Genomic DNA, 14,705 nt, shown 5'->3' on the forward strand with positions numbered 1-14,705 from the left:
TTCAGTTTTCGCCATCGTCATCATCCTCGTGGTCGCCGTGGTGACCATGGTCTCCGTCGTTGTCCTCATCCTCATCGCCTTCTTCCTTCTTGTCCTTCTTGTCCTTCTTCTCGATCTTGCGGGCGATCTCCTTGCCGCTCGCGTCGAACTTCACCTCGATCTTGCCCTCTGCGGTTTTCACCTCCGCTTCGTAACTGATGGTGTTGTTCGCGGTGATCTTTTCGATCTCCTTCAGGGTGCCGGATTTCGCCAGCTCCTTCAGGGCGGCTTGGACGGGTGCGGGCGCGGCCTCCTGCGTGATCCCATCCTCGCGGCAGAGGATCGCGCCGTCCGCAGCGAGGATGATCTCGTGCTTGCTGCCGTCCTGGTCCCATTCCGCCTTATAGGCGGCGGGAGCAGCGTCTTCATCGTCCGCCTCCTCGACTTCGACTTTAGCTTGGCCGACTGTGGCACGGATGGTCTCAGCGACCTTGGCCGGAAGCTTGTCGAGGGAGAGTTCGTGTTCCTTGGCGAGCGCCAGCATAGGAAGTAGGGCCGCGACCGCGAGAATAGGGTAAGGTTTCATCGGCGTAATCAGTTGTTAGATGATTTGGTATCTTCGTGGCCGCCCGGATGGCAGCCAACGCATGCAACTAAAGCACGGCGTGGATGACGGGAACCTGACGGCGGGAACAAATAATCGGATGTCGGGAGATTTCTTTAGCGCGTACCAGGCGGGGCGGCATTCAGGTTTCCTGTTCCGGGTGAAAGCGGGCGAAGCGCTCGGCCAGTGCCGGTAGCAGCAGCAGCGTGAGCAGGGTGGAGGAGACTAGGCCGCCGAGGATCACGATCGCCATGGGGCCCTCGATCTCCTGACCGGCAGCGGTGGGCCTTAGAGCGATTGGAACGAGGGCGAGCGCGGTAACCAGTGCCGTCATCAGCACTGGGATAAGCCGTTCGCCCGCACCTCGGATCGCTGTCTCGCGGTTCCAAGGTAGACCCTCGCTCAGGACCAGGTGTTCGTAGTGGGAAAGCAGCATGATCGCATTCCGGGCGCTGATGCCGAAGAGGGCAACAAGCCCGACGAGAGCGCCGAGCGACAAGGGAATGTCAGTGAGCCCGAGTGCGAAGATCCCGCCCACGAGAGCAAAAGGGAGATTCACGAGGATCAGGGTCAGGTGCCGGCCGCTACGAAAGGCCATCCACAGGATCATCACGATGATCGTGACGGCAAAGGCGGAGGAAATGATCAGGTTGCGGTTCGCCTCGGCTTCCGCCTCGGCCGCGCCGCTGTAGGAGATCTGGGTGCCGCCGCCGGGGCGGATCTTGCCGTCGATGGATTTTCGGGCCTCAGCCATGACGGAGGAAATCGAGCGGCCCTCGGTATTGAAGGTCACGCGCTGAAGCCGCCGACCGCCCTCATGTTCGATCACGGCGTGGCCGGAGCTGACGAAGATGTCCGCGACGTCCGCCAGACGCAGGGTGGGCCCCGGAGGCTGGACCAGCGGTAGCTCGCCCAAGCTGGCGATGCTGCCTTCCGGTCCCGGTCCCACGAGGACTACCGGGATGATCTGGCCCCACTGGTAGAGCTGGGAGACCTCCGTGCCTTGGTAGGCGGTCTGCACCGCCGTCATGACATCCGCAGGGAGCAGGCCGAATTGTTCCATGGCTGCGGGCTTGAGGCGGATGCCCACTCGTGGCCCCTCCGCGGCTGACCTCACGATTACGTCCGCGGTGCCGGGAGTCTCTTCCAGCACCTTGCCGATGGAGGTCGAAGTCTCCGCCAGGATGTCGAGGTCATTGCCGAAGACGCTGACGATGCCGGCAGCCGTCTCGCCACCGATCGATTCGCCGATGCGGTCACCCAAGAAAGTGAGGACCTCGGATTGGACGCCGGGGTACCCCTCTAGCAGCTTGCGCAGGTCCTCCTGCACCGCCGCCTCATTCAGGTTTGGGTCCGGCTTTAACTCGACATGCATCTCGGCGCGCTCCGGGCCCCAGGTATCCACGCCTTGCTCGGCCCGCCCGGCTTGAAATTCCACGGAGAGCAGTCGCGGGTCCTTCAGCAACTCGTGCGAGATGGAGGCACCCAGGCGGTTCATCTCCTTCAGTGAGGTGCCGGGTGCCGTGGCGACTTGGATCACGAAGTGGCCCTCGCGGAATTCCGGCAGGAACTCCTTTTCCAGCTTGGGCACCAGCGCGACCGCACCCACACCGGCAGCCAGCACGAGTAGGACCAGAGGCCATGCGAAGCGCGTGGCCAGCTTCAGCCCGGCGGAGTGCAGACCGCGCAGCCAGCGCAGGTAGAAGGGCTCACGGTCTTTTGCGCGCCCCCGCAGGAATATCGAGCACAGCGCAGGAGTGACGGTTACCGCGATCAGCAGCGAGAGGAGGGTGGCGACAACGAATGCCTGGCCCAGCGGAGCAAAAAAACGCTCCTGCACCCCGCCCAGCACGAAGACCGGGATGAAGGCGGCAATGACGATGAGGGTGGCATAGACGATCGCGCCGCGCACCTCGATGGATGCCTCCAGGATCACCTGCATCGCGGACAGCGGTGCGGACTGGGCGGCATTCAACTGCAGGCGGCGAACGATGTTTTCCACATCGATAATGGCATCATCCACCACCACGCCGATGGCCACGGCGAAACCGCCGAGGGTCATCGTGTTCAAGGTCACCCCGAAGGCGCGGAACACGAGCATGGCCGCAACCAAGGACAGGGGAATCGAGGCGAAGGAAATGAGTGCGGTGCGCGGGCTGTGCAGAAAGAGCAGCAGCACCGCCACCACCAGCAAGGTCCCGATCAGCAGCGAATCACGGATGTGATGAATCGCGAGCTCGATGAAATTCGCGGGACGGTGCAAGCCGCGGTGCAGGGTGATGCCTTCGCGCTCCAGGGTGCTGGCATAGTTGTCGAGAGCCTCCTCCACCCGGCGTGTGACCTCCAGGGTGTTGGCCCCGTGTTGGCTGGTCATCGCGAGCAGGACTCCTGGCTCGCCCATGATCAGGGCATCGCCGAATTTCGGTGAGGCGGAGAGATTTACCTCCGCCACATCCCGCAGCCGGACCGCATCCCCGCCGCTGCCACGGACGATGGCCGCTCCCAGCACATCCGGATCCACGGCCGGGTCTTCTGCGCTGAGCAGCAGCCGCTGGTTCGGCGTCTCGACGTAGCCAGCACCGCGGGTGCCGGTGGAGCCTGTGACTGCCCGGGTGAGATCCGCCAAGGTCACGCCGTAGCGGGCCATCTGCTGCTGGTCGAACTTCACCTCCATGCGGCGGGCTTCACCGCCCACCACGCTGACTTCCGCCACGCCGGGCACGGCGCGCAGCAGCGGTGCGAGATTCCAGTCTGCGAAGGTGCGCAGGTCCAGTGGCGGGAGCTTGGTGGAGGTGAGGCCCACCTTCAGCAAGTCCATGGTGGAGGACACCAGTGGCGAGAGGGTGGGAGCCTTCGCTTCCTTGGGCAGACGGGCGCTGACTTCCGTCATCCGCTCTGTTAGAAGCTGGCGATCGGCCAGGATCTCCGAACTCTGGTCGAAGAAGATCGAAACCACGGAAAGACCCTGGCTGGACTCCGAGTGGACGGTATCAATCCCGGCGATGCCACTGACGGCAGCTTCGATCGGATAGGTCACAAGTTGCTCGACCTGCTCCGGCGCCAGTCCGGGGCTCTCCGTCTGGATGGTGACTTGCGGTGGCACGAAGTCAGGAAACACATCGAGCGGCATTTTGGGTGCCTGCCAGACGCCGATCGCCATGACTAGTACCGCTGCTAGGACCACGACAGACCGATAGCGCAGCGAGAAATGAATGAGGGAGCGAAGCATGCGGAGCCGTGTGAGGTGTGGGATAGGGCCAATCAGTCCTCTTCCGCGGGGTGCGCGGAGAGGGCCTCTTCCGAGAGCAGGACCTGTGCTCCGGTGGTGACCACTTCATCGGTGCCGATCTTTTCCTTAGCCACACACCAGCCGCCCGGCGCCGGGTGATCGGTGGAAATCTCGATCCGCTGGAATTCGTCCCCACTACCATGGACGCTGTAGATCCAGGCCCGCGCCTGGAAGAAGACGACCGCGCTCTCCGGGACCAGGAGTCCATGCTCTGGCTCCCCAGGCAATTCCAAAGTGGCAGAGTCTGCGGTGCCGGGGGTGGGAGAGATGCCTGGCGACTCGAAGACTGTGAGGAAGGAGAGGCTCTGGAAAGCGGGATCCGTGGTGGTGGATTGGTAGATGGCCGCGGAGTGGAAGGGCTTCGTCATTGCGCCTCCAGGATGGAAGGTGGCACCTGTTGGCGCGGCCTCGGGCCACTTGCGCCCGGGAAGCGCGATGCGGGCGAGAAAGCGTTTCCGATCGAGAAGTTCGGCGATGAAAGAGGCTTGGTCGCCAGAGGACATTGCTGCGAAGGCGGGGCCCCACTCCAGCGTGATGCGGTCCTCCAGGCCGCGGATCTGGGCTTCGTCCTGAACCTGCTGGGCACGCGCGGCATCGACATCCTTGCGGGCCACGAGTTCGCCACTCGCGAAGAGCTTTTCAGCTCGGGCCAGCGCTTCCTTCGAGAATCCGGCCGTGGCAATGGCCGTGTCCCGCTGGCGCAGCAGATCGATAAGTGGAGCGGGGGAGAGCACGGTCCCGAAGGCAGGGCTGGTTCGCGGGATCGTGCATTCCTTCAGGGGTGCGGTGGCCAAGCCTAGCTTTCCCCGGGCCTCGGCATCGATCTCCAGCGCCTGTGAGGCTGGAGTGATGGCACAGAAGAGGAACGGCAGAAGAAGCAGGGCTGTGGGTGGGGCGAACGGCATCTTCATGGAGATTCGATTGAAAGGTGGGCGCTGTCCTGCAACTGGCCCAGGGACTGGCGGGCTTGGGCGGTGGCATCGACGATGGCCAGCTTGGCTTGGATGGCCGTGCCCTTGGCCTCCAGCACGGCACTCCGGGAACCTTCGCCGCCGTGGGATAGCTCCGTGGCGTTCTCCACTTCCTTTTCCTGGATGGCGAGAAGTCCCTCCACCTCCTTGAGGCGGGCCAAGTCAGCGCGGTAGGCGGCAAGCGCCTGCGATAGTTCGCCACTGGCACCGATCTGGAGGCGCTGGAAGACAGCGGCCGCTTCGTCGCGCTTCGCGGTGGCCTCGCGGATCGGTCCGAGATTGCGGTCCACCGGCAGGGTCAGGCCCACGCCCAGAGCCCATTTCGATTGGCCCTGGTCGAAGGTATAGCCCGGATTCAGGTGAATGTCCGGATACTGCTTGGCGATTTCCAGTCGCAGCGCGGCATCGGCGGCGGCGTAGTCTTCCAGACCGGCGAGCAGATCGCTCCGCTGGAGCACCGCCGACTTTCTGAGTTTGGCCTCGCTCGGCAAGGGGGGGAGCTTCTCAAACGAGGCCCAGCCCAGCACCACGCCCCTCAGTGCCGCCGCCGGCATACCCATGGCATCGGCCAGCTTGGCTTGGGCGGCTTCCACTCGGCTGCGGGCGTCGGCTAGATCGATCGCATTGCGTCCGCGCTGGCTCTGATAGACGGCAAGCTCGCTGTGTGGGGACTCGCCGGCGCTGACACGGGCGGTCAGAGCGGCCACGAGTTCATCGTCGTTGCGCTGCTGCTCCTCGAAGACGGAAAGCCGGCGCTTGGCGACCTCCAGATCGGCAAGCGCCGAGCGTACCGCGGAGATAACCTGCCACGATTTGTCGGCGATCGCGAGGGCCGCCGAGTTGGCTTGGTGCTGAGCCTGGGTGGTCCGCTCGTGGCGCTTGCCTGCTGTCTCAATGGTGATGTCCGGGGAGAAGCCAAGAACCCACGGTGAGACCCCGGAGCCGGGGTTGACGCCATACTCTGGCGCGAAGTTCAGGACCGGATTCGGCGCGGTGTCCGCCGTGGTGATTGCGGCGGTGGCGGATACGGCCTTCGCCTTCGCGACGGCGATCTCCGGGTGATAGCACAGGGCCACGGTCTGGAGATCGCGCAGGCTCCAGCTCCCCATAGGCCAAGCGCGTCTTGCCTCCCTTGAGCCTACGTCGATCAGAGGCTGGCGCAGCGCGGTATCGTCCAGACGGCGGCGGGAGAAATCCGCGGCAGTGGCGGAAGGATCAAGAAGCTGTGGCTGGTAGGCAGTGCAGGCGGAGAGCGCAAGTGGTGCGAGCGCGAAGATGCCGAACCGGATCGCGGCGGAAACTAGGGCGGGAACACTTGGCTTCATGCAAACTTAAGGATCCCGCAGAAGCTCCGGATCGAAGGCCGCCTCGCCGTGGACATCAGAAAGTTTTACACGTCGAACATGAGAGATTGATGATGAAGGTGGGGTTGCCTCTCCTTTCTTTCGTGTTCTAACGATTTTTGTTGCTGGGGCCGCGAGCATGGAGGCGGCGACCTGCTGGCAGCGGTGCCGGGTTGGCTCCTTGGGGCCCGGATCCTCGCGGGCGGCTTCGTTGGTCAGAGCCTGTCCTCTGCTCTCGGCCTTCTTGGTGTCCGAGGGAGCCCCGCAGCGTTCTACGGGCAGGCCGCGGCTAAGTTGAAACCGGAAGTGTCGAGAGACTGGCGTCGGACCTTGCCAGCGACCTTGGCGACCGCGTAGTAATTGCCCGCCCGATGACGAAAGAGGTTCTCAACCTTGGATTTGCTGGATTGCGCTTTCTGTTACACCCACTCGTGTTTTGTTCTTGCGAGGGGATGCACCAGAAGAATGCATTCGGCCAAATCCGATCGTTGTAACTCACTAAAGGGCCTGTAGCTCAGCGGTTAGAGCAGGGGACTCATAATCCCTTGGTCGTGGGTTCGAACCCCACCGGGCCTATCTGACAATCATGGAGTTAGGTGTTTTTTTGAGTCTCTTTGAAGTTGGTCTAGGGCAATTATAGGCCACATTTGGAAGCGAAGACCAGTAGCGGGCCGCTACCGTAGTGTCCAGAAATTCAAACGCGGCGTAAGTGTCTGATGTTCAGGGCTGAGTGGAAGCGGATCTGCCTTTTTCTGGCTGTTCAAAGGGAGGCCTTCTGCCAAGCTCCCGTGATGGGAATCGCTACCCTCATGATCGTGGTCCTGGCAGGCTGGATCAACCGACAGCAGCAGGACGTCATCGAGTATCTTCAGGAGGAAGTGCGTGTGCTCAAGGAATTGCAGGGTCGGAAGCGTTTGAAGTTCTCCGATGATCAAAGGAGGCGCTTGGCCCTGAGGGCGAAGCGCATTGGATTGAGTCGGCTCAAAGAGGTCGCGGCGATCGTTTCTCCGCAGACTCTCTTGGCCTGGCATCGGAAGCTGATTGCGAGGAAGTACGACTCAAGCGGTTCATCTCGGAGCGTAGGCCGTCCTGCTACAACGGAGCAGATAAGAAGCCTGGTGCTAAGGATGGCGGACGAGAATCGAAGTTGGGGCTACACCCGGATCCAAGGTGGGTTAGCCAACCTCGGGCACGACGTTGGCCGTGGCACCATTGCAGGGATTCTGAAGAATGCAGGGATGGAGCCAGCACCGGAGCGAGGGAAGGGGACGAGTTGGGCGGAATTCCTGCGCGTCCACTGGGAGGCACTTGGTGCGGCTGACTTCTTCACCGTGGAGCTATGGTGTTGGGGACGTCTTACCCGTTATCACGTGTTCTTCGTGATCCGTCTGGCGACCCGGCGGGTCCACATCGCCGGGATCATTCCTGAGCCAGACGGGAGGTGGATGAAGCAGGTCGGACGGAATCTGACCGATTGCCAGGATGGGTTTCTGCGGGAGTGCAGGTTCCTTATCCATGACCGGGCGACCGTCTTTACCCGAGAGTTCATATCGATCCTCAAGGCCGCTGGTGTGGCGTCAATCCGCCTTCCAGCCAGGTCGCCCAATCTGAACGCGTTCGCTGAAAGGTTTGTCAGGTCGATCAAGTCCGAGTGCCTCGATCATCTGATTATCGTGGGAGAACGATCGCTCCGGCGGGCGGTTGACGAGTTCTGCGCCCACTACCACGAAGAGCGGAATCACCAAGGTCTGGAGAACAAGCTCATCGAGGCAAGCTTCGGAGGCTGTGAGTCGGAAGAATTGAGGTGCCGAAGACGCTTGGGTGGTCTGCTCTGCTATTATCACAGGGAAGCCGCATAAGAGCAGAGATCGAGTTTCTGGACACTACGCGAGCCGCCCGCTTAACAACTCCGGTAGACCTGCACATCTTACCAGTCGGGGCAAAATCCTTGAAGTCATTCAGTCGTCTCGTAACGCGCCAGCCTGCCACCGCAGCGGCGGCACGCCCTAAGTTCAACCCAGTCCACGAAATCCTGCTCTCCATCCTCTGGCGCAGATCCACAGTTGACACAGTAGAGTCCTTCCTCTCGATAAACTCTTCTCCTGACGTCCTTCAGGCCGCGCACATTCCAAGCGATCATCGCGATCACCGGAAGCGGAAGCACAACCATCGTCACCACCCCTCTCCAACCGCCAATGGTATTACTCAACCCCATCGATTCACGGAATAGGACAGTGCATGATAATCCAAAAATTAGACCCCATAGTGCTCGATTGAACTTAACTCTGTGCAACCGAATGGGCTCCTTTAGCTTGTCGGAAATTGCAACGATTTCCCTCACCAGAGTCGGGTCACAGAAGTCACATTTCTCGTCCATAGTTCGATAGTGATCCGCTAGCTGGCGAAAGCTCTCTCTGCAAGCGAAAGCTCCTTTTTGAGGTCAGGACTGGAGATGGACCGATCAAGCCTCCGATCCCTGCCGTTCTGGACGGACAGGTTGTTCGATACACTATCGGGCCAATCAACAGCTGTGGCAGAATCATCCCACTAGTTGGTTCCGTGATCACGTGAGAACTAAATGTAATTGAGGTTGTTCGACGCGTCCCGGCGAACGTCAAACTCACTGCAACCGAAAGGCCGCACATGATGTTCTCGATGTCTGGCCTCTTAGGCGGAGCAGGCTAATCACCACGCATCGCTTCGAGCGAGGACAAAACAGGAGCAACATCCCGCTCAAAGCGTTCGAAAATCTCGAAAGGGGCTTGCATACTCACCACCAGATCCAACCCACCAACCTGACGCACAGTGTGACGCTGCCGCCACATCTTCCGATCGAAGGCATACTCCAAAAGCACGGTTCGGGTCGTTTGGTTGATTTCGACAATCTTTTGATCAGAACTTCCCATTTCTTCGAGCGGTGGGAGCTTTCGGGGACATTGGATGAAGAGCAGTTCTCCCCCGCTTCCCGTCAAATTCACGGCAGATACCCCGGCATCTTCTTCCCTTGCACTCACCCGGTACGGCATTGGCCAAGTAAAGCGATAGAGGCTCGTTTCCACGCGCCACTGGCGTGAATCTTCTCCGGTCGTAATGGCGACAATCTCGTATAGACTCTTGGTAGCAGCGTTAATCTTGCTTCGATAGCCGTCGCCATTGACCAACAGTCTGCCAAAATGCCCCTCCCGCGACTTCCCTTCTCCTTTGTCGTCGTCTCGTCCAGTCCCCGCTGCCCCCTGATAAAGCCTCCCCGCAGCAGTCCGGGCAACTGCTAGAGAGAAATAACCTTGCTGTTAGTCGGACCGCCCGGGTCCACTGCTCGAATCTTGAGCTCGAAGAGTGAGGGGACGAGTTCTCTAATATTCTTCAAGCAACGCGTCTGCCGATCCGCGGGTTGTTCGCCCTCAACTGGCTCAAGTCCTTCGTATGAGGCTGAGATCTTTCCATCAGCAAGTTCATACCGAATGTCGATCAGCACATCGTTACAAGCAGGGTCGAGGTCGACCACGAAATTCGAAAGCGTCCCGTCCGAAAGACTTTCTCTCGCACTCTCTAAACAATGCTACGGCATGCATGGCTGACGGTCCGACATCGGGCTCGGACTCAATCATCCACCCGGGGCGTGAAGACGAAGACGTGGGTTATGACTCCGTTCGGATCGAAGCCTCGATCGTTCCTTGCCTCCCAAGCGGTCGTCTCAAGCGCGAGGCCCGGGATGCCAGTTACGAGGAGGGCGTCCTCGTCATCCTCATAGGGCTCGCCCACTTCCCTGGCGACTTGCTCCAAGGTCATGCCCAGACGAATACCCTGCGGCGTTTGGCCCTTGTAGCCTTCGGAGACGCAGATCTCGATGATCTTCCCGGTGGATGGCATTGCCGATAACCGCACCGGTCCAATGGTAACTGTGTCGCACGCTGTCGATCGTCGAAGTGTTCCCTCTCTAGCTGCCTCGAGTTCGAAAATGTCCTCACCCAAGCTGACGCCTGCCGCAGAGATGCCGGGAACGATCGGGGCATTGAGATCCATGGCCGAGGGCTACCATCCAGCCAATTCGCTTGCAATCTCCGACGCCTGCCTGAGCTTTCACTGCGGCTCACCGGACAAGGAATCTTTCCGCGTCCGATCCAAAACCCACTGCCGATCTGGCTCGGGGTCGGAGGCACTCCGGAATCCTTCATCCGTGCCGGTGTTCTGGGACTTCCCCTCATGGTCGCGATTATCGGCGGGACTCCGGAGCGCTTCCGTCCTTTGGTCGACCTCTACCGCCAGGCAGGAGCAAAGGCCGGTCACCCGCCCGAACGTTTTACCGTGGGAGTCCACGCGATAGGCTGTAGCGGAGAGCAACGTGCAGGCAGCCGAAGGCTTCTCACCCGACTCCCTGCGCAGCTTCAACGAAATCGGCAACGAACGCGGCTGGGGACCGACCACGCGGGCTCACTTCGACGCGGGCGCATCGCCGGGAAGAGCATTGATGGTCGGCGACCCGGAAACGGTCGCGAAAAAGATCCTCTCCTACGATGCCAAGCTCGGCGGCATCTCCCGCATGACCTTCCAGATGAGCGTTGCATCTCTTCCTCACGACCAAGCCTTGAATTCCACCCGACGGGAGGTGGATGAGTCAGGTGGGGGCGCAACCTGACAGATTGCCAGGAGGGTTTCTTGCGAGAATGCAGGTTCCTCATCCACGACCGAGCGACGGTATTCACCCGAGAGTTCATATCGATCCTTGGGTCCGCGGGTGTGCAGTTAATCCGTCTTCCTGCCCAGTCGCCCGCATTCGCGGAAAGGTTCGTCCGGTCGATCAAGTCCGAGTGCCTCGATCATCTGATTCTCGTGGGAGAACGGTCGCTCCGGCGAGCGGTCGACGAGTTCTGTGCCCACTACCACCACGAGCGGAACCACCAAGGGCTGGAGAACAAGCTCATTGAGGCGAACTTCGCTGCCGGTGAAGCGGGGGAATTGAGGTGCCGGAGACGTTTGGGAGGCCTGCTCCGCTACTACCACAGCAAAGCCGCATGAAGGGCATAGATTGAGTTTCTGGACACTACGGCAGCGAAAAAGGCCGCTCAGAAAACCGCCTAGGCCTCCATCACTTCGTCCAGTGCCCCATTTGCCATCAGTGGATCGACTCCCGGGATTTGGTGGAGCTGCTTGCCCACCAGGCCCACGATCCAAGCGCCCGAACGAGTCATCCCATTTCCATCGGCTGGGCGTGGGGGGCATTGAGACGCCGGGATGCTTCGGATAGAATCTCTTCCATGATTCTCGATGAAGCCGAACACCACGCCGACCAAGGCCGCCTAAGGAGCAGACCTTCATTGTCCGGGCATGGTCATGGCTCTTGGGCGGTCTTTCGCTACAGCGAGATGCGCAAGCTGGAGATCTTGGACAAGCCCTTCGCGAAGCGCATGCGATCTCGACGTCTCCTGATTACGAGCCGATTCGTCATTTTCGCGCTGGCGAGTGCTTGGCTGTGGATTGGAGGATCCGTCGCGGCGGCTGCGGATGGAGGAGGCGACGGCTCGCCCTTTCTGGTGAAATCCTGGACCACGGCGGACGGCCTGCCGCAGAATTCGGTGGAGACGATTGCCCAGACCGCCGACGGCTATCTCTGGGCCGGGACGCGGGGCGGCCTGGCGCGCTTCGATGGCGTGCAGTTCACCACCTACGGCCTCGCCGATGGCTTGAAGAGCGTCTACATGGTGGATCTGCTCGATGACGGGCAGAATGGCTTGTGGATCGGGACCTCCGGGGGGGGGCTCAGCCATTATCGGGAGGGTGCCATCACGACTTTCACCACGAGCGAGGGACTCGCGCAAAACAGCGTGCTGGCACTGGCCATGACCCCGGACGGTAGCCTGTGGGTAGGCGGAGACCGCGGGCTTCAGCGCTTCGAGGCGGGGCTATCGGGGAGGCCGAAGGACTGGCGGCGGGAGTCGTGAGCGGACTCACCACGACCCGGGATGGCGTGCTGTGGGTCGCGACGGGGAATGGCCTCTACCGGATGAGCGAAGGCCGCTTCAAGGAGCTTCCAGGCCCGGGCGGAGAACCGCTCCAGAGGCCCTACCTATTGGCCGATAGCGGGGGCTCACTGTGGGCCAGTATCGGAAACGGCAGGATACTTCGCTATCGCGAGGGTGCATGGAGGGAATACAATCAAGCGGACGGGGTGCCCTTCGAAGTCGTCTACAGCCTGACGGAAGGAGCGGGCGGCGAAATCTGGGCGGGCTCCGGAGAAGGCGGCCTGCATGTCTTCCGCGACGGCCGCTTTCAGGCAGTGGCCGGAAACGGGGAATTGGATCCCGCGGTGCGAGTGGTGAAAGCAGGGCGCGACGGGATCCTCTGGGTGGGAACACGCTCGGGAGGCTTGAGCCGGGTGACGCCGCGAGTGCTGGATTGGCATTCGGTGGGTGAGCCCGGGCGCAAGGGCCAAGTAAACGGCCTGAGTGAGGACTGCGACGGCAGGCTCTGGGTGACCACCTACGGTGGCGGCCTGTTCCACGGATCGAAGGATGACCTTCAGTTTGTGCCGGTCCCGCAGGGGGTGGCCAATCCCTTCCTGCACTCCGGATTGCGAATGAGCAATGGGGATTTCTGGTTCTTCGGCAGCGGGCAACTGTTGCGAAAGAAAGCGGGCGACAGCGCGCCGCAAAAAGTCGCGGCGAAAGATGAATCGTGGCTATCGGCCTGTGAGGGGGAGGCCGGCACCCTCTGGCTGGGGACTGCCGGAGGTGGCTTGTGGCGTGAGGGAAAGGATGTCCCCGAGGCGGTGGCGGGCGGATCATTTGGTGCACGTATGGTTTCGCTGGTTGGCGAGACGGGGCCGGCGATCTGGATCGCCACTCTAGGAAAGGGTTTATTCCGTTGGGAGGGAGGACAGTCGCGGCACTGGGGCGTAGAGGACGGACTCCCCACCAGCATGCTGCAGACGCTCTATCGCGATGCCGCGGGCACGCTATGGATCGGAAGCGCGGGCGGCGGCCTGGCTTGGCTGAAGGATGGAAAGATTCATTCGGTCGATGGCGGCAGGGGCTGGGTGACAACTCCATCACGCAGATTCTCGAAGACGATGAGGGCCATCTGTGGCTCGGTTGCCACCGCGGCATCTTCCGCGTGTCGAAGGCCGAAGTCGAAGCCGTGGCGGCAGGCCGGGCGGATGCGATCCATCCGCTGGCCCTCGATGAATCGGATGGCATGCCGGCCGCGGGTTGCACTGGCGGCTATTGCCCGGCAGGACTGCGGACCAAGGCCGGCACGCTGCTGTTCTCGACCGTGCGCGGTCTGGTGGAAGTGGACCCGGAGCGCTTCACAAAAGAGGCAGCCCCGCCCTCGCTGCTGATCGAGGATGTGTTGTTAGACGCGAAGAGGGTGAAGGGCTGGGGAGGCAACTTCGTGGTCCCTCCGGGTCCGCGGGAGTTGGAGATCCGCTACACAGCCTTCTCCTACTCCAAGCCGAGCAAGATCCGCTTCCGTTACCGCCTCGAAGGCTTGGAAGGAGGATGGGCCGAAGCCGGCAACCAGCGCTCCGCCCGCTTTCCCCTACTGCCTCCCGGTGACTATCGCTTCCAGGTCAGCGCTGCCAACCCCGACGGACGTTGGTCCGAGGCAGTGAGCGGCGTACGCTTCACCGTGAAGCCATTCTATTGGCAAACCGCTTGGTTTGCCGGAGGGGTGGTGGCGCTTCTGATGGCGACCGGAGGTCTGCTTGCCGCATCGCGTGCACGCTTTCAGATGACGCGGCTGAGGGAACGCGAGCAGCTCGCGCGGGCGGACGCAGAGGCCCAGCAGCACTTGAACGAAGTCGCTCACCTCACCCGGGTTTCCACGCTCGGCGAGCTCTCCTCGGCGCTAGCTCATGAGTTGAACCAGCCGCTTGCCGCCATTCTGGGCAATGCCCAGGTCGGCCGGCGTGACCTGCAGAGCGGCACCCCCGACATGCCGGAGATCGGCGCCATCCTCGATGACATCGCCGACGACGCCAAACGCGCGGGCGGGATCATCCACGGCATGCGCGCGATGTTCCGCAAGGAAGCCGCGAGCGAACCGCGAGCGGTGGATGTGAATCAGGCGGTCACCCAGACCTTGGGCTTGCTCCATAGTGAAATCGTCGGTCGCCGGGTAGAGGTGGAATTGGATCCGGGGGAGAGGATACCACCCGCACGGGCGGGCCGGGTGGAGATCCAGCAGATCCTGATCAATCTCGTGCTCAATGGCCTGGATGCCATGAAGGCCGCTCCGCAAAGAGGCAAGATCCGGGTGGCCACTTCCTTCAACGGCGCCCAAGTGGAGATTCGCGTGCACGACGGGGGGCCGGGTATCCCCGCGGAAATGATGGATCGTTTGTTCGAGCCCTTTGTATCCACGAAGCAAGGCGGCTTGGGGCTGGGGCTTGCGATCAGCCGCAGCATCGCCGAACGCTTCCATGGCAAGCTATTGGCGGAGAACCACCCGGATGGCGGAGCGCTGTTCTGCTTGCTGCTGCCGGTGTTTGCGGGCTGAGATATCCCTTGTCTTTCATTAGA

General features: G+C 61.6%; 11 protein-coding genes and 1 tRNA gene. 6 read left to right on the forward strand and 6 right to left on the reverse strand.

From position 1 onward, the window contains the following. Window position 1: 1 nt before the first annotated feature. From BV071_RS00180 to BV071_RS00195, 4 genes are all read right to left on the reverse strand, one after another. On the reverse strand, window positions 2-565 hold the full coding sequence (locus tag BV071_RS00180; RefSeq protein ID WP_265593879.1) for a PepSY-like domain-containing protein: 564 nt from the start codon (window positions 563-565) through the stop codon (window positions 2-4). Between the two features lie 160 nt (window positions 566-725). After that, the gene (locus BV071_RS00185) at window positions 726-3,812 is read right to left on the reverse strand and encodes an efflux RND transporter permease subunit (protein ID WP_035600497.1); all 3,087 of its coding nucleotides are present in this window, start codon (window positions 3,810-3,812) and stop codon (window positions 726-728) included. Between the two features lie 32 nt (window positions 3,813-3,844). Continuing rightward, the gene (locus tag BV071_RS32195) at window positions 3,845-4,783 is read right to left on the reverse strand and encodes an efflux RND transporter periplasmic adaptor subunit (RefSeq protein ID WP_052572677.1); all 939 of its coding nucleotides are present in this window, start codon (window positions 4,781-4,783) and stop codon (window positions 3,845-3,847) included. Continuing rightward, a complete protein-coding gene (locus BV071_RS00195; protein ID WP_052572678.1) occupies window positions 4,780-6,168 on the reverse strand; it encodes a TolC family protein in 1,389 nt (462 codons plus the stop codon). The genes BV071_RS32195 and BV071_RS00195 overlap by 4 nt, the downstream gene beginning before the upstream one ends. Window positions 6,169-6,689: 521 nt before the next feature. On the opposite strand from BV071_RS00195, the gene BV071_RS00200 reads away from it, so the two are divergent. Both BV071_RS00200 and BV071_RS00205 read left to right on the forward strand, forming a co-directional pair. Next, window positions 6,690-6,762 (forward strand) — tRNA-Ile (locus BV071_RS00200). A gap of 215 nt (window positions 6,763-6,977) precedes the next feature. Next, window positions 6,978-8,045 carry an integrase core domain-containing protein gene (locus tag BV071_RS00205; RefSeq protein ID WP_075090811.1) on the forward strand — a complete coding sequence of 356 codons (1,068 nt, stop codon included), beginning with the start codon at window positions 6,978-6,980 and terminating at the stop codon, window positions 8,043-8,045. A gap of 822 nt (window positions 8,046-8,867) precedes the next feature. On the opposite strand, the gene BV071_RS00215 is transcribed toward BV071_RS00205, so the two are convergent. Both BV071_RS00215 and BV071_RS35030 read right to left on the reverse strand, forming a co-directional pair. Further along, window positions 8,868-9,245 (reverse strand): hypothetical protein, encoded by a 378-nt coding sequence (locus BV071_RS00215; RefSeq protein WP_265593880.1) that lies wholly within the window; start codon window positions 9,243-9,245, stop codon window positions 8,868-8,870. Between the two features lie 541 nt (window positions 9,246-9,786). Continuing rightward, on the reverse strand, window positions 9,787-10,056 hold the full coding sequence (locus tag BV071_RS35030; RefSeq protein WP_265593881.1) for a hypothetical protein: 270 nt from the start codon (window positions 10,054-10,056) through the stop codon (window positions 9,787-9,789). A 472-nt stretch (window positions 10,057-10,528) separates the two neighbouring features. Here BV071_RS35030 and BV071_RS35035 point away from each other — a divergent pair, with 472 nt between their 5' ends. From BV071_RS35035 to BV071_RS32210, 4 genes are all read left to right on the forward strand, one after another. Next, a complete protein-coding gene (locus BV071_RS35035; RefSeq protein ID WP_052572681.1) occupies window positions 10,529-10,822 on the forward strand; it encodes a hypothetical protein in 294 nt (97 codons plus the stop codon). Window positions 10,823-10,923: 101 nt separating this feature from the next. Then, window positions 10,924-11,202 (forward strand): integrase core domain-containing protein, encoded by a 279-nt coding sequence (locus BV071_RS00235; RefSeq protein WP_265593882.1) that lies wholly within the window; start codon window positions 10,924-10,926, stop codon window positions 11,200-11,202. A gap of 239 nt (window positions 11,203-11,441) precedes the next feature. Then, window positions 11,442-12,125, forward strand: coding sequence for a two-component regulator propeller domain-containing protein (locus tag BV071_RS00240; RefSeq protein ID WP_265593883.1), 684 nt, complete (start codon window positions 11,442-11,444; stop codon window positions 12,123-12,125). A gap of 1,015 nt (window positions 12,126-13,140) precedes the next feature. Beyond that, a complete protein-coding gene (locus BV071_RS32210) occupies window positions 13,141-14,682 on the forward strand; it encodes an ATP-binding protein (RefSeq protein WP_052572683.1) in 1,542 nt (513 codons plus the stop codon). The last annotated feature ends 23 nt before the right edge of the window (window positions 14,683-14,705 follow it).

This window comes from Haloferula sp. BvORR071, assembly GCF_000739615.1.
Lineage (GTDB): Bacteria > Verrucomicrobiota > Verrucomicrobiia > Verrucomicrobiales > Akkermansiaceae > Haloferula.